Annotated in this window: 19 protein-coding genes; 9 read left to right on the top strand and 10 right to left on the bottom strand. The window is 66.9% G+C overall.

From position 1 onward, the window contains the following. Positions 1–169: 169 nt before the first annotated feature. On the bottom strand, positions 170–1,261 hold the full coding sequence (zapE, locus tag GTH22_RS13175; protein ID WP_252945769.1) for a cell division protein ZapE: 1,092 nt from the start codon (positions 1,259–1,261) through the stop codon (positions 170–172). Between the two features lie 106 nt (positions 1,262–1,367). On the opposite strand from zapE, the gene GTH22_RS13180 reads away from it, so the two are divergent. Together GTH22_RS13180 and GTH22_RS13185 are read left to right on the top strand one after the other, a co-directional pair. After that, entirely contained in the window at positions 1,368–2,612 is a 1,245-nt protein-coding gene (locus GTH22_RS13180) for an MFS transporter (protein ID WP_252945770.1), read from the top strand. Then, a complete protein-coding gene (locus GTH22_RS13185; protein ID WP_252945772.1) occupies positions 2,609–3,250 on the top strand; it encodes a hypothetical protein in 642 nt (213 codons plus the stop codon). The genes GTH22_RS13180 and GTH22_RS13185 overlap by 4 nt, the downstream gene beginning before the upstream one ends. Here GTH22_RS13185 and GTH22_RS13190 read toward each other — a convergent pair. Genes GTH22_RS13190 through GTH22_RS13200 form a run of 3 tightly spaced genes read right to left on the bottom strand, consistent with a single transcriptional unit; the run spans position 3,247 to position 5,704 of the window. Then, positions 3,247–4,179: an alpha/beta fold hydrolase gene (locus GTH22_RS13190; RefSeq protein WP_252945773.1), complete on the bottom strand. Its 933-nt coding sequence runs from the start codon at positions 4,177–4,179 to the stop codon at positions 3,247–3,249. The two genes, GTH22_RS13185 and GTH22_RS13190, sit on opposite strands and share 4 nt — an antisense overlap. Beyond that, entirely contained in the window at positions 4,176–5,087 is a 912-nt protein-coding gene (locus GTH22_RS13195) for an ornithine cyclodeaminase family protein (protein WP_252945774.1), read from the bottom strand. The genes GTH22_RS13190 and GTH22_RS13195 overlap by 4 nt, the downstream gene beginning before the upstream one ends. Continuing rightward, entirely contained in the window at positions 5,084–5,704 is a 621-nt protein-coding gene (locus GTH22_RS13200; protein ID WP_252945775.1) for an HAD family phosphatase, read from the bottom strand. Before GTH22_RS13200 ends, GTH22_RS13195 begins: the two co-directional genes overlap by 4 nt. Positions 5,705–5,839: 135 nt before the next feature. Between GTH22_RS13200 and GTH22_RS13205 the strand changes: the two genes are divergently transcribed. Continuing rightward, a complete protein-coding gene (locus GTH22_RS13205) occupies positions 5,840–7,015 on the top strand; it encodes an acetyl-CoA C-acyltransferase family protein (RefSeq protein WP_252945776.1) in 1,176 nt (391 codons plus the stop codon). Positions 7,016–7,030: 15 nt separating this feature from the next. On the opposite strand, the gene GTH22_RS13210 is transcribed toward GTH22_RS13205, so the two are convergent. Then, positions 7,031–7,723 carry a hypothetical protein gene (locus tag GTH22_RS13210; protein WP_252945778.1) on the bottom strand — a complete coding sequence of 231 codons (693 nt, stop codon included), beginning with the start codon at positions 7,721–7,723 and terminating at the stop codon, positions 7,031–7,033. Positions 7,724–7,791: 68 nt separating this feature from the next. After that, complete coding sequence (locus tag GTH22_RS13215; RefSeq protein WP_252945779.1) at positions 7,792–8,523, bottom strand: hypothetical protein; 732 nt, start codon at positions 8,521–8,523, stop codon at positions 7,792–7,794. 113 nt (positions 8,524–8,636) lie between these two features. Here GTH22_RS13215 and GTH22_RS13220 point away from each other — a divergent pair, with 113 nt between their 5' ends. From GTH22_RS13220 to arfB, 5 genes are all read left to right on the top strand, one after another. After that, a complete protein-coding gene (locus GTH22_RS13220; RefSeq protein ID WP_252945781.1) occupies positions 8,637–9,974 on the top strand; it encodes an MFS transporter in 1,338 nt (445 codons plus the stop codon). Next, positions 9,974–10,879 (top strand): penicillin-insensitive murein endopeptidase, encoded by a 906-nt coding sequence (gene mepA / locus GTH22_RS13225; RefSeq protein WP_252945782.1) that lies wholly within the window; start codon positions 9,974–9,976, stop codon positions 10,877–10,879. Before GTH22_RS13220 ends, mepA begins: the two co-directional genes overlap by 1 nt. Further along, the gene (locus tag GTH22_RS13230) at positions 10,852–11,757 is read left to right on the top strand and encodes an esterase-like activity of phytase family protein (protein WP_252945783.1); all 906 of its coding nucleotides are present in this window, start codon (positions 10,852–10,854) and stop codon (positions 11,755–11,757) included. Before mepA ends, GTH22_RS13230 begins: the two co-directional genes overlap by 28 nt. 94 nt (positions 11,758–11,851) lie before the next feature. Continuing rightward, positions 11,852–12,478, top strand: a complete 627-nt coding sequence (locus GTH22_RS13235) for a queuosine precursor transporter (RefSeq protein ID WP_252945784.1) — start codon at positions 11,852–11,854, stop codon at positions 12,476–12,478. A 237-nt stretch (positions 12,479–12,715) separates the two neighbouring features. Further along, on the top strand, positions 12,716–13,141 hold the full coding sequence (gene arfB / locus GTH22_RS13240; RefSeq protein WP_252945787.1) for an alternative ribosome rescue aminoacyl-tRNA hydrolase ArfB: 426 nt from the start codon (positions 12,716–12,718) through the stop codon (positions 13,139–13,141). 35 nt (positions 13,142–13,176) lie between these two features. On the opposite strand, the gene GTH22_RS13245 is transcribed toward arfB, so the two are convergent. The 4 genes from GTH22_RS13245 to pncA all read right to left on the bottom strand — a co-directional run bounded on the left by GTH22_RS13245 (position 13,177) and on the right by pncA (position 16,728). Beyond that, on the bottom strand, positions 13,177–14,007 hold the full coding sequence (locus GTH22_RS13245) for a sulfite exporter TauE/SafE family protein (protein ID WP_252945789.1): 831 nt from the start codon (positions 14,005–14,007) through the stop codon (positions 13,177–13,179). Next, entirely contained in the window at positions 14,004–15,296 is a 1,293-nt protein-coding gene (pncB, locus tag GTH22_RS13250; RefSeq protein ID WP_252945795.1) for a nicotinate phosphoribosyltransferase, read from the bottom strand. Before pncB ends, GTH22_RS13245 begins: the two co-directional genes overlap by 4 nt. Positions 15,297–15,363: 67 nt before the next feature. Continuing rightward, entirely contained in the window at positions 15,364–16,077 is a 714-nt protein-coding gene (arsH, locus tag GTH22_RS13255; protein ID WP_252945813.1) for an arsenical resistance protein ArsH, read from the bottom strand. Positions 16,078–16,128: 51 nt separating this feature from the next. Next, positions 16,129–16,728, bottom strand: a complete 600-nt coding sequence (gene pncA / locus GTH22_RS13260) for a bifunctional nicotinamidase/pyrazinamidase (protein WP_252945815.1) — start codon at positions 16,726–16,728, stop codon at positions 16,129–16,131. Positions 16,729–16,854: 126 nt separating this feature from the next. Here pncA and GTH22_RS13265 point away from each other — a divergent pair, with 126 nt between their 5' ends. After that, on the top strand, positions 16,855–17,397 hold the full coding sequence (locus GTH22_RS13265; protein WP_252945817.1) for an NADPH-dependent FMN reductase: 543 nt from the start codon (positions 16,855–16,857) through the stop codon (positions 17,395–17,397). Positions 17,398–17,428: the final 31 nt, after the last annotated feature.

Below are 17,428 nucleotides of genomic sequence, written 5' to 3' on the forward strand. Positions count from 1 at the left end.
CGAGGACCTCCAAACACCCAAAACCCCGCCCCACCCGGCGGGGTTTTTCATGTCCCCCACCGCGCGGTCCGTAGATTAATGCCGACCATGTCAAAAAATGTATGCACAGGCTGTGTACGCCCGGTGCACGCATTGTGCCTGTGACATTTCTGCGGTTAACGGCCCTTCGTTACCCCGCCGAACGCCCCCACTCCGCGTCCTGCATCTCGCGCAACCGGCTCGCCGTGCGCTCGAATTCAAAGGTGCCTTCCCCTTCCAGGTAAAGGCTTTCCGGCTGGTCCGCCGCCGAGCAGATCAGCCGCACGCGCCCTTCGTAGAGCGCGTCGATCAGGGTCACGAACCGCTTCGCCTCGTTGAAGTTCGACCGCCCCAGACAGGGAATGTCATCCACCATCAAGACCCGCGCCGCCTCGGCAATCGCAAGGTAGTCCGCCGGCCCAAGCGGCTTGCCGCACAGCTCGTAAAAACTGGCCCGCCCGACCCCGTTGGAAAAGCGCGGCAGCTCCACCTCGCGGCTCTTCACCACAAGCGTCAAAGGCGCCGCATCGGGGCCGGCGAGGTCATTCCACACCGCATCCATCTGCCGCCGCGCCTCGGGCCCAAGTGGCGAGAAGTAAACCGGATTTCCCGCCAGCCGGTGCTGGCGATAGTCGGTGTCGGCAGCCAGTTCGCGCACCTCCATGCGGCTCTCCAGCAGCTCGATGAAGGGCACGAAAAGCTGCCGGTTCAGCCCGTCCTTGTACAGATCCTTCGGCGGCCGGTTCGAGGTGGTCACAACCGCCACCCCCGCCGCAAAGAGCTGCTCGAACAGCCGCCCCACGATCATCGCATCGGTGATATCGGTGATCTGCATCTCGTCGAAACACAGCAGCTCCACCTTCTCCGCCACATCCTCGGCCACCGGGCGAATGGCATCATCCACCCCGGTCTTGCGCACCTCGTGCAGCGCGCCGTGGATCTCCTGCATGAAGGCATGAAAGTGCACCCGGCGCTTTTTCGGGCTGTTAACGGTTTCGTAGAACAAATCCATCAACATGGACTTGCCCCGACCCACTCCGCCCCAAAGGTAGAGGCCCTTCACCGGCTCGGGTGCAGCCTTTCCGCCGAACAGGCCGCGCAACCCGGCTTTCGGCGCCGGTCGTGCCTCCAGCGCGGCCCGCACCCGCTCGAACGCGGGCAAGGCGTCCCTCTGTGCCGGGTCGTCCTTCAAGGTGCCTTCGCCTACGCGGGCATCGTAAATTTCGGGCAGCGTCGCGCTCATGCTGTCCTGTAACCCGGCTTCAGGACGGGTGAAACCCACCACCTGTGATCCTGACCATCACGAAATGCGATTTGACCTGTTCCATGACTTGGTCAAATAACATGTTATGGACACTCGCACCCCTCTCCTCACCCCGGTCCTGATCGGCGGTTGCCTCGTCATCCTCGTCGGCTTCGCCATCCGGGCGAGCTTCGGGGTGTTCCAGATCCCCATCGCGCAGGAGTTCAACTGGCCCCGCGCCGAGTTCTCCCTCGCCATCGCCATCCAGAACCTCGCATGGGGCATCGGCCAGCCGATCTTCGGCGCGATCGCCGAGAAGATCGGGGATCGCAAGGCCATCATCATGGGCGCCGTGCTCTATGCCATCGGCCTCGTCCTCTCCTCCGTCGCCGTCTCGCCGCTTCAGCACCAGCTGCTTGAAATCCTTGTCGGCTTCGGCGTCGCGGGCACCGGCTTCGGGGTCATCCTCGCGGTGGTGGGCCGCGCCTCCTCGGACGAGAACCGCTCCATGTCGCTCGCCATCGCCACCGCCGCCGGCTCCGCCGGGCAGGTCTTCGGGGCGCCGCTGGCCGAGTGGATGCTGGGCTTCATGACATGGCAATCTGTCTTCCTCGTCTTCGCCGTCGCAATCCTCGCCGTGCTCGCGGTGCTGCCGATGATGCGCTCGCCCCAGCAGGCCAGCCGCGCCGAGCTTGAGGAATCCATCGGCCAGGTGCTCATCCGCGCCGCCAAGGACCCCTCCTTCACCCTGATCTTCCTCGGCTTCTTTTCCTGCGGCTACCAGCTCGCCTTCGTCACCGCCCACTTCCCCGCGCTGGTGGCCGAGATGTGCTCTCCCATTCAGGCCGGCGGCATGCTCGCGGGCCTCGGCATTTCCACCACCTCCGCCCTCGGGGCCATCGCCATCTCGCTGATCGGGCTGGCAAATATCGCCGGCACCCTCGCGGCGGGCTGGGCCGGCAAGCGCTACACCAAGAAATACCTGCTCGCGGGGATCTACACCGCCCGCACCATCATCGCCGGGGCCTTCATCCTGTTTCCGATCACCCCCGCCACGGTGCTGATCTTCTCGGTGCTGATGGGCTCGCTCTGGCTGGCCACCGTGCCGCTCACCTCGGGCCTCGTCGCGCACATCTACGGGCTGCGCTACATGGGCACGCTCTACGGCATCGTCTTCTTCAGCCACCAGCTCGGCAGCTTCATGGGGGTCTGGCTCGGCGGGCGGATGTATGACATCTATGGCGACTATACGATGGTCTGGTGGATCGGTGTCGGCGTGGGGGCCTTCTCGGCGCTCGTGCATCTCCCGATCCGCGAAAACCGCACGCCGCCACAAGGACTTGCCGCTTGATCCGCACCCTGCTCGCCGCCGCCCTCCTGCTTCTCAGCCCGCTCTCCGCCACCGCGAACGACACCCTCTCATGGGCCCGGGCCCAGCCCCAGCCGATGCGCACCGTGTTGCTGCGCATCGCCAAGGATCCGGCGCTGGTGAGCACTCTCAAGCAATGCCCCGGCGCGCTCTACCGGCGCAGCACCACCCGCTACCGCACCGACAAGAGCTGCGCCCGCAAGCCCAACGCCTGCCTCGATCGGTGCCTGAAGGGCGACCAGTCCTCCTGCTTCAACCTCGCCAACGCGATGCAAACCGCCGCGCCGCTGGAGGAGGAAAGCCAGTTCGCCTACCCGCTATATGCCCGCGCCTGCGCGCTCGGCAACGCCAACGCCTGCGTCAACGCGGCGGCCACCGCCCGCAACGGAAGCTGGCGCCCCGGCACCCGCCCCGCCCGCGCCACCGCGCCGCGCTGCCAGATCCAGACCTACACCGACGCCTGCGCCAACGGCGCCGCATGGGGCTGCTTCATGGAGGGCAACATCTACCGTGACGGCGCGCCGGGCACCGCCCGCAGCCAGGCCCGGGCCGATGCGCTCTACACCCGCGCCTGCGCCCTCGCGCCCAAGTCCGGGGCGTGCCGGCCCGACTACCGCTAAAGCCTTGGCGTAAAGCCCGAAAGCGCCTTGAGCACCTCGCGCGGATGGGTGTGCGGCAGCCCGTGGCCCGCCGCCTCCACCGTCACCTGCTCGGCCCCCGGCGCAATCCGCGCCAGCTTCTTCGAAGCGGCCCCGGCAATCAGCCCGTCCTCGCCACCCCAGACCGCCAGCATCGGCAGCCCCCGCGCCTCCAGCGCCTTCAGCGTGGGCCGCATATCCTCCGCCAGCATGTGCCGCAGCGACGAAAGCACCGCCCGCCGATAGCCCCGCGTCCGGCTCTCCAGCGCCAGCCGCGCCGTGATGTTCTCCACCGATGAGGGCCCCTGCCGCGCCGCCTTACGCGCCGCCGCCCGCAGCCCGATCCCCGAGAAGGTGGCCCAGAGCCAGTCGCCCAGCACCGGGGTTGCCGTGCAGAAGCGGGTGAACCCGTCCATCCGGTGGCCCAGCCCGGCGGGGGCCAGCATGGCAAGGCCGCGCACCTGCGCCGGGTTGGCCTCTGCAAAGGCCGCCGCAATCGCCGCGCCCATCGAGTAGCCCACCAGCAGCACCGGCTTGCCCCCGGCCTCGGCCTCGATCACCCCGGCAAGCTGGCGGGTGAACAGGGCTCGGTTCTGCGCCCCGCCCGGCGTGTCCGATCCGCCCCGCCCCCACAGGTCATGGCGCACCACCTGCCAGCCCTGCACCACCAACCCGGCGGCAATGGCGTCGAACACCCAGGCCGGGGTGGTCAGCCCGTGCACCAGCACCGCCACCCGGCGACCCTTCAGCCCGTCCTTTGTCACATGGGTGCGCCCGTCGGCCAGCCGCAGCATCCGCCCGGCCAGCCCCTGCCGCGCCGCCTGTCGCGGGCGGCACATGAGCCATGCAAACAAGGGCGGCCCAACAAGTACGGCGGCCAGCGCCGCGGCGATCCAGAGCCCGGGCGTCACGCCCCGACCCGGTCGAGAATATGCCGGGCGGTCATCAGGTCCAGATGCGCCCCGCCGCCGTTCTTGGCCACGGTGATCTCCTCCGCGCTCTCCCGGCGCACGGCGTCGAGCTGGTAGTAATCCGCCACGATATCGCCCTCACCGATCACCCCCCGCGCCAGCGGATCCTTCAGCTCCCCGATATGCCCCACCGTGGTGGCGCGGGAATCCACAAACAGCCGCGCCCGTGTCAGCACCGCGTCATCCGCCTCGCGCATGTCGGGCCGATAGGCCCCGATCAGGTCGATATGCTGGCCCGGTTGCAGCCACTCGCCCTTCAGCACCGGCTCCGTGCTCATCGTCGCCGTGGCGATGATATCGGCCGCCGCAACCGCCTCGGCCAGATCCTCCGCCACCGCGGCGCCGGTCTTTTCCGCAAGCGCCTCGGCCCGCGCTTTTGTGCGGTTCCACAGCGTGAACTTCGCCCCCGAAAAGGCCGCCCCATAGGCCTCGATCAGCGTGCCCGCCACCGTGCCCGCCCCGAGGATCAGGATGTTGCGGCTCTCGGGCCGCGCCAGCCGGCGGGCCGCTAGCAGGCTGTCGCCCGCCGTCTTCCACTTGGTCACGAGGTGAAAGTCCACGAAGGCCTCCGCCTCGCCGGTGCGGTCGGAAAACAGCGTCACCGCGCCGTTCACCGCAGGCTTGCCCGCCGCCGCATTGCCCGGAAAGATCGTCGCCGTCTTCACCAGCGAGCCCAGCCCGTCGATCCATGCCGCCCGGCTCAGAAGCGTGTCGTCGCGACGGTAAAGAAAGCTGTCTTCGATCTCGGCCCGGGGCAGCGCGTGGCCCGCGGCCAGCGCGTCGGTCAGGGCGATCCAGTCCAGCGCGGCTTCGCCCTGTTCATAAGTTATAAACTTCGGTGTGGTCATCTTGCGTTGTCCTCGGTGAGCAGGCCCTCGGTCACGAGCCTTTTCGCCAACCCCTCCGGCCCCTCGAACAGATGGGTCTGCCAGCCGCGCGATTTGGCCATGGCAATGTTGTCGGACCGGTCGTCTGCAAACAGCAGCTCGCCCGGTGCCACGCCGCAGTCGTCCTCGACGGCGGCGTAAATCTCGGGGTCGGGCTTGGCCATCTTCATATGGCCGGAAATATAGCGCCGGTCGAACTCGGCCAGAAACGGGTAGTGGCTCTCGCCCAGCTCGAAGCTCTGGATACCGAAGTTCGACAGAGCGAAGACGGGCACACCGCCCGCCCGGAGCGCCCTGAGCAGGCGCACCGAATGGTCGATGGCAGGCTGCGCCATCTCGATCCAGCGGTCGTGCCAAAGCGTGATCTCACCGCGCCAGTCGGGGTTGGCCGCCGCCGTCTCCATCACCATGTCGCGAAAGGTCTCGCCCCGGTCCACGCGGTCGTTCATCCCGTGCAGGTCGACCTCGGCAAACAGCCGCTCCCGCCGCTCCCGCCCGATCTCGGCATCATAGAACCGCTCGGGGTTCCACTCGATGAGCACATTGCCGATGTCGAAGATGACGGCGCTGACAGGCATGGGGATTCCTTTCCGGGGAGGCTTCGGGCGAACTCAACCATCTGACGTTGCGGCCCTCAACCCCTGGCGCGCCCCGCCCCGGTTGCCCGCCCCGCCCCCGGAGCTACACTTACCTCAACGGCAGAGGAGGCCCCCATGGACGATATCGTGATTCTCGACGGCGCGCGCACCGCCATCGGCACCTTCGGCGGGGCGCTCTCCGCCACCGCCCCCACCGCCCTCGGCGCCGCCGTGGCCCGCGAGGCCATGGCCCGCTCCGGCGTCGAGCCGGGCCAGATCGGCCATGTCGTCTACGGCCATGTCATCAACACCGAACCGCGCGACATGTATCTCTCCCGCGTCGCCGCGATCGACGCTGGCATCCCCGAGAGCACCCCGGCGATGAACGTCAACCGCCTCTGCGGCTCCGGCGCGCAGGCCATCGTCTCGGCCACGCAGGCGCTTGCCCTTGGCGATGCCGACTTTGCCATCGCCGGCGGCGCCGAAAGCATGAGCCGCTCGCCCTACATCATGCCGGAAGCCCGCTGGGGTCAGAAGATGGGCGATATCAAGTCCCTGGACATGATGCTCGGCGCGCTCAACTGTCCCTTCGGCACCGGCCACATGGGCATCACGGCCGAAAATGTCGCCGCCGAACATCAGGTCAGCCGCGCCGATCAGGACAATTTCGCGCTCGAAAGCCAGAACCGGGCCGCCGCAGCGATTGCCGAGGGCCGCTTCCAGAGCCAGATCGTTCCGGTCGAGATCCGCGTGAAGCGCGAGATGGTCCCCTTCGCCACCGACGAGCACCCCAAGGCCACCTCCGCCGAAAAGCTCGCCGGCCTGCGCCCCGCCTTCCAGAAAGACGGCACGGTGACGGCAGGCAACGCGAGCGGAATCAACGATGGCGCCGCCGCGCTGGTGATGGCCCGCGCCGAAGCCGCCGAAAAGGCCGGCCTGAAGCCCCGCGCCCGCGTCATCGGCTATGCCCACGCAGGCGTTTCGCCCCATGTCATGGGCATCGGCCCGGTCCCCGCCGTGCAAGCGCTCTGCGCGCGCACCGGGCTTTCGGTCGATGATTTCGACGTGATCGAAAGCAACGAGGCCTTCGCCGCGCAGGCCATCGCCGTCAATCGCGGGCTCGGGTTGGATGGGGCAAAGGTCAACCCCAACGGCGGCGCGATTGCCCTTGGTCACCCGGTCGGGGCAACCGGCGCGATCATCACCATCAAGGCGCTCTACGAGCTTGAAAGAACAGGCGGAAAACGTGCGCTTGTGACCATGTGCATCGGCGGCGGCCAGGGCATTGCGCTGGCGCTCGAGGCGCTCTGAACCCGGCGGAGGGCTTCACTCGAAGCTGAAGCTCTCCAGCACCCGCCCGCTCAGCGAAGACGGAAAATCATCGGGCGAGGTGATCGGCACCGCCTCCTCCGAGATCTGCGCCAGCGCCACCACGCCCGCCTCGACCTCGGGGTTGGGCAGGCCCACAAGCCGCCAGTGCATCTTGCCGAAATCGGGGTGGGCATAGGTGCCGAAGATCTCCACCGCCGTATGCCCTCCCACCTCGACCTTGCGGGTGTTGCTGCGGCTGGCCTCGGCCTTGCCGTCGATCAGCCCGGGCACGATGAGGGCGCTCATGATCTCCATCAGGTAGTTCAGCCGGGGCTCTTCATCGTCTGACATCGGCAGGGTCAGCTCGCTGAACGTCACCGCCTCGATCAGCCCGCCCGCCTCGGTCGAGAACACGAACTTCACCAGCCCCACCTGCGGCGTTTCCACCACCCGGCTCTGGTAGCTGCCATCGCCCGACAGCGGCACCACCACGGCAAAGGGCGCGGCCTCGGGCTTGCCGTGCTTGGTCAGGTAGTCGGCATCCGCCTTGAAGGTCTCGCCCGCCACCACATCCTGCGACGCCCGCAGGTTCAGCTTGAACCCGGCAAGCTCCTCGGCCTGCACCGCGCTCTGCGATTGCGCCGCAAGCGGGCTGGCAAGGGTGAGGGAGAGCGTGAGGGCCGTCAGAATGGCAGTGAAGCGCGGCATGAAAAGGCATCCGTCTTTGAAAAGGGCTGCACCCACTCTACGCAGTCCCGCCCCAAGAGGGGAAGCCCCTACTCCGACCCCGCACCGCCCTGCTCCTGCGCACTCTCGCGCACCGGCGGAGCGGTGAGTCGCAGGGTCGACAGCGCCTTGCCGGTCAGGCTGGGGCCAAAGTCGCCGCCCTCGATCGCCAGATGCGCCTGGTTGATATGGCTTACGGCATAAAGGCTTTCGGCGCGCTCCGGGTCGGGCAGCGCGATGAAGCGATAGCTGTAGCGTGCCTCGTCGCGCGGATCGAGGTAGGTGCCGCGCAGCTCCATCGCCCGGTAGCCCTCGCCCGCGCCCACCCGCACCTCGCGAACCGGCTCGGCGGTGACATCCTCGAATTTCCGGCCCAGCAGCGCGGGCCCCTGCTCGGCGAGCTTGGGGCCGATGGCGGCAAGGCGCTCGTCCATGTCCGCAAGCGGAATACGGATCGGCGCCATGAACAGGCTTTCAAGGAAGGTCTCGTCGATGGCCCGGAAGTTGAACTGCACCACGCCGCCCTCGGGCAGCTCTTCTACGCCGATGGTATGGGTCTGCTCGGGCCGCTTGGGCAGGATCACGGTGAAGGCCACGCCCGGCGCCTGCCCGGTGCGCGACACAAAGCCCTGATCCACGCGGTAGGTGCGCCCAATCACCACCTGCTCGCCCACCGCGCCGCTCACGTCGGCCGGGCCGCCACGACGCATCGCCTCCCGGGCAACCAGAAGGCTCCCCGCGATGAGGACGGCAAGGATGATTAGGTTAATCGGACGAAACATCGGCCACTCTGCTCGGTTTTTCGCAACACTATTCAAGCGCCGCGCCGCCCGCAATGCGCAGTTGCACCGCGCCCCGCTTCAATGCTCTATGATGCCGAGCAGGGGGCAGGCACATGGCAGAAATATCGGCGAAAAAGCGCATCTGGGGCTGGTTCTTCTTCGATTGGGCCTCCCAGCCCTACAACACCCTGTTGCTCACCTTCATCTTCGCGCCCTACGTCGGCTCGGTGCTGGAAGACGGCAGCCAGGCCCAGGCGGCCTGGGGCTTCGGCGTGGGCGCAGCGGGCATCGTGATTGCCATTCTGGCGCCGATCCTCGGGGCCATGGCCGACACCTCGGGGCGGCGGGTACGCTGGATCTGGGGCTTCTCGGTGCTCTACGTCCTCGGCGCCTACGGCCTCTGGTGGGCCGAGCCGACCGACTTCGACCTGACCCGCACGCTCATCCTCTTCGCCATCGGCCTGATCGGCATGGAGTTTGCCACGATCTTCACCAACTCCATGCTCCCCGACCTCGGCACCCGCGAGGAGATCGGCCGCATCTCCGGCAACGGCTGGGCCTTCGGCTACGTGGGTGGGCTGTTTGCGCTGGTCATCATGCTGGTCTTCCTCGCCGAAAGCCCGACAACCGGCAAGACCATGGCCGGGTTCTCGCCGCTCTTCGGGCTCGATCCCGAAACCCGCGAAGGCACCCGCGCCGTGGGGCCGCTCACCGCGATATGGTACGTGATCTTCATGGTGCCCTTCTTCCTCTGGGTCCGCGATCCGCGCCGCGAGAAGCCCTCTGCCGGCGCGGTGAAAAAGGCGCTCTCCGGGCTGGGCAACACCCTGCGCACCTTGCCGCAATCGCCCTCGCTGCTGGCCTATCTGACCTCGTCGATGTTCTACCGCGATGCGCTGAACGGCATGTATACCTTCGGCGGCATCTACGCCGCGGGCGTGCTCGGCTGGTCGGTGGTGCAAACCGGCATCTTCGGCATTCTCGCCATCATCACCGGCGCCGTCTTCGCCTGGCTCGGCGGGCGGGCCGATACCACATTCGGCCCCAAGCCGGTGATCGTGACCTGCGTGATCGTGCTGACCGGCGTGGCCATTTCGGTGGTGACGGTCAGCCGCGAGTCGGTCTTCCTCCTGCCCGTCGGCCCCGAGAGCCAGCTGCCCGACTTCGCCTTCTACTTCCTCGGCGCGGTGATCGGCGCGGCAGGCGGGGTGCTTCAGGCGGCCTCGCGCACCATGATGGTCCGTCAGGCCAACCCGGCCCGGATGACAGAGGCCTTCGGGCTCTACGCGCTGGCCGGCAAGGCCACCTCCTTCATCGCCCCCATCTCCATCGGCGTGGCCACCACGCTCACCGGATCACAGCAACTTGGGGTCTCGCCGCTGATCGCCCTCTTCATTATCGGCCTCGTTCTGCTACTCTGGGTCAAACCGGACGGAGCAGAAACGCAATGATGATCCGAGCAGCCCTGATCGCCCTTTCCATAGCTCTCCTGCCCGCGCTGGCCCCCGCGCCCGCAGAGGCGCAGCAGAAGGCCAACCGCCTCTTCGGCTCGCATCCCGAGGGTTCGAGGCAGCGCCCCGAGTCGATCGGCTTTTACTCCAAGGGCTGCGCCGCCGGCCTTGTCGAGCTGCCCGAAACCGGGCCGACATGGCAGGCCATGCGCCTTTCGCGCAACCGCAACTGGGGCCACCCCGACACCATCGAATTCATCCAGCGGCTGTCGTCGGGCGTGCGCAAGTTCGGCTGGCCCGGCCTCTACATCGGCGACATCTCGCAGCCCCGCGGCGGCCCCATGGTGTCAGGCCATGCCAGCCATCAGGTCGGGCTGGATATCGACATCTGGATGGACAAGCCCCGCAGCCTCCGCCTGACACGCAACCAGCGCGAAAACCTCTCGGCCACCTCGGTGCGCGCCTCCAGCCAGAAAACCGTCAACGGCAATTGGACCCCGGCCCATGCCGCCGTGCTGGAACTTGCCGCCCGCGACCCGGCCGTGGATCGCATCTTCGTGACGCCCCCGGTCAAGATCTACCTCTGCGAGCGAGCCAAGCGGCGCGACAAGAAATGGCTGCAGAAGATCCGCCCGCTCTACGGCCACCACTATCACTTTCACGTCCGCCTCAAGTGCCCCAAGGGCTCGCGCGAGTGCGTGACCCAGCAGCCCACGGTCAACGAGCTTTCCAACGGGGGCGACGGCTGCGACGAGACGCTCCAGTGGTGGGTGACAGACTACCTGAACCCGCCCAAGGTGAAGGCCGCCCCCAAGAAAGCCCCCGCGCCCAAAAAGAGGCACCCGCGCGATTTCACCATGGCTGACCTGCCCCGCTCATGCGTCGGCGTTCTAAACTCGGACTGACGCTCACCGCGCTCGCACTGCTTTCCGGTCTCGCCCTCGCGGCGGGGCAAGGGGGTGGGCGCGTGGCGGCGGTGAGCCTCGGCAGCAGCAATGCCGAAACCCGCTTTGGCGGGTTTTCCGGCATCGAGGTTTCCGACGACGGCACCCGGTTCTGGGCGCTGTCCGACCGCGCCGCGCTGGCCGAGGGGCGGCTCGTCCGCAACGGGGCGGGCAGGCTCACCGGGGTCGAGATCACCGGCCATTCCCGCCTGACCGACCCGGACGGCCACGCGGTCAACGGCTACGAGAGCGATGCCGAGGGGCTGGCCCGACGGGCCGATGGCCGGTTCTACGTATCGTTCGAGGGCTATCACCGCATCTGGACCTGGCGCGGCGAAGACATCATGCAGGGCGGCGAAGCGGCCTGGCTGCCCCGCCACCCCGACTTCAAGACGCTGCAGAACAACTCGGCGCTCGAAGCCCTCGCGATCAGCCCCGACGGGGCGCTCTACACCCTGCCGGAACGCTCGGGCAGCTACAGCACCCCCTTCCCCGTCTATCGCTACGCCGAGGGCGCATGGGCCAAGGTCGGCGCGGTGGAGCGGCAGGGCGAGTGGCTGCCCGTGGGCGCGGACTTTGACGACAGGGGCCGGTTGACCCTGCTCTGGCGCCATTTCACCGGCTACGGCTTTTCCAGCCGCATCACCCGCCACGAGATGACCGGCTCCATCTGGCCCGCACGCGTGCTCTACGAGACCAACCCGCTCACCCACGGCAACCTCGAAGGCCTGTCGCTCTGGCGCGACGCCGATGGGCAGCTGCGGGCGGTCATGGTGTCGGACGACAACTTCAAGGGCTACCAGCGCAGCGAGATCGTCGAGGTGCTGCTGCCCGACTGAAGGCTTGCAATGCAGGCTAGGCGGCGCTATTCCCCCGCCGTCCCGCAGGGTGCGGGGCCAAGTCCCCGACCACCTTGATAAAACGGGCCATATCATGAAGACCAATCTCGTCATCGGCGTTCTCGCCATGGCCGCCGTCGTGGTGGCTTCCAACATCCTCGTCCAGCACCTTCTGGGCGATTGGCTGACCTGGGGCGCGCTCACCTACCCCGTCGCCTTCCTCGTTACCGACACGATGAACCGCCTCTACGGCGCGCGCACCGCCCGCAAGGTGGTGGTCGCCGGCTTCCTCGTCGGCGTCGCCTGCTCCTTCGTCGGCTCGCAGATCCAGGGCGAGTTCGGCCCGCTGGTCACGCTCCGCGTGGCGCTCGGCTCCGGCCTCGCTTTTCTTTCCGCCCAATTGTTGGACGTTGCGGTCTTCGACCGGATGCGTGCGCGGGCATGGTGGCAAGCGCCGCTGGGCTCCACCCTGGTCGGCAGCACCGTCGACACGGTGATCTTCTTCTCCATCGCCTTCGCCGCCACCTTCAACGGCATCGAGCCGGCCAACGTGCCGGGCTGGGCGCAGGAGGCGATTCCGCTTTTGGGGCAAGGCCCGGCGGCCCCGCTCTGGGTGTCGCTCGCGGTGGCCGACTGGGGCGTGAAGCTGGCGCTCGCGGCCCTCGCTCTGGTGCCCTTCCGCCTGCTGACCGCAAATCTCGCGGGTGCAGAAAAAGTTTGACAGGGGGAGCCTTCCTGATTCACGCTGAACTTGCGTTTTTCAACAGCTGAAAGGAGGTGATCCAGTGTCGAGAGCTACATTGGAGAGAGGTGTCGGGACAACAGTGGAGGTTCGCTCGTAGGGCTACCCCTGCGGCGTGAACGTCGCTTTTGGCTGAGGTCTAACCGACCCCGCCTCCATTAAGTTCGATAGGGCCGTTCCGACATCCGGGGCGGCCCTTTTGACAGGAAAGAACAGATGCCGATCAAGGTAAACGAGCAGATCACCATCGAGGATTGGGAAGTGAGCGAGGTCTTCACCACCTCGCAGGGGCCGGGCGGGCAGAACGTCAACAAGGTGGCCACCGCCGTCGAGCTGCGCTTCGCCGCCGCCAATTCGCCCAACCTGCCGCCGCCGGTCAAATCCCGCTTGCGCAGGCTCGCCGGGCGGCGCTGGACCGAGGGCGGCGAGTTGCTGCTGCTGGTGCAGGAAACCCGTTCACAGGCGCAGAACCGCGAGATCGCCCGCGAGCGGCTGGCCGAGCTGATCCGCAAGGCCTGCGAAAAGCCCAAGCGCCGCATCGCCACCCGCCCCACCCTCGGCTCCAAGAAGCGCCGCTTGAAGGCCAAGAAAGTGCGCGGCGAGGTCAAGGCCATGCGCGGCAAGGTCGACCCCGACGGGTGATGCGCCTGTAGGGTGGGTGAAACCCACCACCCCGGTCACCCCAAGGCCGACCAGAGCATCTTGAGCGCCGAAAGAAACAGAAACGCCGCAAAGGCCAGCTTCAGCCGCGCCGGATCGAGGCTATGCGCGATCTTTGAGCCCACCGGCGCGGTAAAGACCGAGGCCGAGAAGATCAGCACCGCCGCGGGCAGCGAGACATAGCCCAGTGAATAGGGCGGGCGCAGCGGCACGCCGAGGCCCGACCAGATGAAGCCGATCACCGCCGGCACCGCGATCACCAGCCCGAAGGCCGCCGCCGTGCCCACCGCCCGGTGCACCGGAAAGGAAAAGGCGGTGAGCGTGGGCACCGAAAGCGTGCCCCCGCCAATTCCCATCAGCGCCGAGAACACCCCGATGAATCCCGGCACCAGCCCGCGCGTCACCGGCCCCTTGGGCAGCTCGTCGGCCAGCACGATCTTTTTGGGCAGGGCCATGTTGATGGCCACCAGCAGCGCGATGACGCCGAAAATCAGAGTCAGCCCGCTCGAGGCGATCACCTTCGAGAGCAACCCGCCAATGAGCGCGCCCACAAAGATCACCGGCGCCCAGCTCTTCAGCAGGTCGGCGTCGATCGCGCCCTTCTTGTGGTGGCTCCGCGCCGAGCTGATGCTTGTGGGAATGATCGTCGCCAGCGATGTCGCCACCGCCACATGCATCGCCACCGCATCGGGCACCCCGAGCCATCCGAACAGCCAGAACAGCACCGGCACGATCACGATGCCGCCGCCAACGCCCAGAAGCCCGGCCAGCACCCCGGCCACGGCCCCCGTCGCCACCAGCCCCACGGCGAGCGCGATCAGCAGACCCAATGAATAGGTGTCGCTCAAACGATAACCTCCTGCGCCTGCTGCGCCCCCACGTCGAAGACCCGCTTGTAGCGCGCGATCTCCTCCGCCGGGCCCATCGCCTTCTTCGGGTTGTCCGAGAGCTTCACCGTCGGCCGTCCGTTGGCCGACACCGCCTTGCAGACTAGGCTGAACGGCGCCAATGCGTCCTGTGGGGTGAGGCCGCGGAAATCGTTGGTCAGCAGCGTGCCCCAGCCGAAAGACACCCGAACCCGGCCCCGAAACTGCGCCGCAAGCTCTTCGATCTTTTCCACGTCGAGCCCGTCGGAGAAGATCACCAGCTTCTTGGTCGGGTCTTCGCCGCGCGACTTCCACCACTTGATCGCCACCTCGGCCCCCTCCGCCGGATCGCCCGAGTCGATGCGGATGCCGGTCCAGCCCGCGAGCCAGTCGGGTGCGTTGTCCAGAAAGCCCTGGGTGCCGTAGGTGTCGGGCAGGATCATGCGCAGGTTGCCGTCATGCTCCTCGTGCCAGTCGGAGAGCACGTCATAGGGGGCTTGGGCCAACGCGGCGTCATCCTCGGCCAGCGCGGCATAGACCATGGGCAGCTCGTGGGCATTCGTGCCGATCGCCTCGAGGTCGCGGTTCTTGGCGATCAGGCAGTTGGAGGTGCCGGTGAACTTGTCGCCAAGCCCCTCCACCATCGCCCGCACGCACCAGTCCTGCCACAGGAAGCTGTGCCGCCGCCGGGTGCCGAAATCCGCCAGCTTCAACCCGTCGACCTCCTTCAGCCGCTCGATCTTTTCCCAGAGCTTGGTCATCGCGCGGGCATAGAGCACCTGAAGCTCGAACCGCGCCATCTGGTTCAGCACCGCCCGGCCCCGCAGCTCCATCAGCACCGCCAGCGCCGGAATTTCCCAAAGCATCACCTCGGGCCAGGAGCCTTCGAAGGTCAGCTCATACTGGTCGCCCACCCGCTCGAGGTGATAGGCGGGCAGCCGCAGGTTCTCGAACCACTCCATGAAGTCGGACCGGAACATCTGCCGCTTGCCATAAAACGTGTTGCCCCGCAGCCAGGTGCTCTCGCCCCGGGTCAGCGAGAGCGAGCGGATATGGTCGAGCTGTTCGCGTAGCTCCCCCTCGTCGATCAGCTTGGCCAGCGGCACCGACTTGGTGCGGTTGATCAGGCTGAACGTCACCTGCGTGTCGGGCTTGTTGCGAAACACCGACTGGCACATCAGCAGCTTGTAGAAATCGGTGTCGATGAGCGACCTTACGATGGGGTCGATCTTCCACTTGTGATTGTAGACGCGGCTGGCGATGTCGACCATCTGGTCCTCCGGAGTGCTGCCGGGTGGTTATTTCAAGCGGGGCCGGGGGAGTCCAGCGGGAGGCGGGTCATGTCGCGTCTTTCAGGTTCACCCGCGCCGAAAGCTCTTCGCGGGTTTCCACCCGCTCGGAGTAGCGGTCTACCAGGTGATCCTTGATGTCGCGGGTCAGCAGGGTGAAGCGCACCAGCTCCTCCATCACGTCGACCATCCGGTTATAGAAGGGCGAAGGCTTCATCCGCCCGTTTTCGAACTCGTTCGAGGCCCGCGCCACCGAACTCTGGTTCGGTATCGTCAGCAGCCGCATCCAGCGGCCCAGAATGCGCATCTGGTTCACCGAGTTGAAGCTTTGCGACCCACCCGAAACCTGCATCAGCGCCAGTGTCTTGCCCTGCGTGGGCCGCACCCCGCCAATCGGTGAAAGCGGAATCCAGTCCACCTGGTTCTTGAGGATGCCGGTCATCGCGCCGTGGCGTTCGGGGGATGACCAGACCATGCCCTCGCACCACATCACCATCTCGCGCAACTCAACCACCTTGGGGTGATCTGCGGGCGCATCGTCGGGCAGGGGCAGGCCGGAGGGGTTGAAAATGCGGGTCTCGCAGCCGAGCCTTTCCAGCACCCGCGCCGCCTCTTCGACCATCAGGCGGGAATAGGCCACCTCCCGCAACGAGCCGTAGAGCAGCAGAATCCGCGCCGGATGGCCGCTTTGCTCCCGTGGAAAAAGCTGGTCGGGTTCGGGCGCGCGAAAGCTGGCCTCGTCGAGGTGTGGGGTATCGGTCATCTGGCCTCCGGGCCGGTGTTTCGGATGGCAGAACAAGCCTGCCCTACAGGTTCACTCCACCAGCACGCCCGCACCGCGCATACCCTCCATGGCCGCCTTCAGCGAGCCGTCGAGGTCGATGGCGCGGCAAAGGTCGGTGCGCACGGTCACGGTGAAGCCGAGCTTGGCGGCATCGACGGCGGAGAAGTTCACGCAGTAATCGGTCGCCAGCCCCACCATGGTCAGCTTCTCGATCCCGCGCGTGCGCAGGTAGCCCTCCAACCCGGTCGGGGTGGTGTGATCGTTCTCGAAGAAGGCCGAATAGCTGTCGATCCGCGGGTTGTAGCCCTTACGCAGGATCAGGTCGGCGCGCGTGGTGTCCAGATCGGCATGACACTCCGCCCCCGCGCTGCCCTGAATGCAGTGATCAGGCCAGAGCACCTGCGGGCCATAGGGCATGTCGATCATCGAGAACGGCTCGGCCCCGGGGTGGCCCGAGGCGAAGGACGAATGCCCCTCGGGGTGCCAGTCCTGCGTCAGCACGACGGCGGGAAACTCCGCCATCAGCGCGTTGATGCCCGGAACAATCGTATCGCCCCCCTCAACGGCAAGCGCCCCGCCGGGGCAAAAGTCGTTCTGCACGTCGATCACGATGAGGGCACTGTCGGGCATGGGCGGTCTCCTGTGGCTGGCGCGAAAGGTAGCAGCGAGGCGGGGCGGGTCAATCTCTGCGGGTTGAACTTGCCCGCGCCCGACCCAATTGGAAGGAGCGGGAGGACAGAGCAAAAGGAAAACCCAATGAAATCAATCGGCGTGATCGTCGGCAGCCTGCGTGAAGGCTCGCTCAACCGCAAACTGGCCGAAGCCGTGGCCGGGATCGCCTCGGACCTGATGGACTTCTCCCCCATCGAGATCGGCGAACTGCCCCATTACAACGACGATCTCTGGTCCGGTCCGCCCGCCGAAGTCACCGCCTTCAAAAGCGCCATTGATGCGGTCGACGGTTTTCTCTTCGTGATCCCCGAATACAACCGCAACCTGCCCGGCTTCGTTGCCAACGCGCTCGACTGGGGCTCGCGGCCTTGGGGCAAGAGCACCTGGGTCGGCAAGCCCGCCGCCGTGATGAGCGCCTCGCCCGGTGCGATCAGCGGGGCCGTTGCCGCCCAGCACATGCGGATGCGGGGCGTGGCGCTGGGGATGCACGTGATGGGCCATCCCGAGGTCTACATGCGCACCGACGGCGAGTTTTTCTCCGAAACCGGCGAGATCGCCCGGGAAGATACCGCGAAGTTCCTGCGGACATGGGCAGAGACCTTCGCCACCTTCGCCGAGAAGTTCTGAACCCCTTCTTTGCATTGCCTGAGGGCGCGGC

Origin of the sequence: Oceanicola sp. 502str15, from assembly GCF_024105635.1 — a bacterium.
Classification (GTDB): Bacteria; Pseudomonadota; Alphaproteobacteria; order Rhodobacterales; family Rhodobacteraceae; genus Vannielia.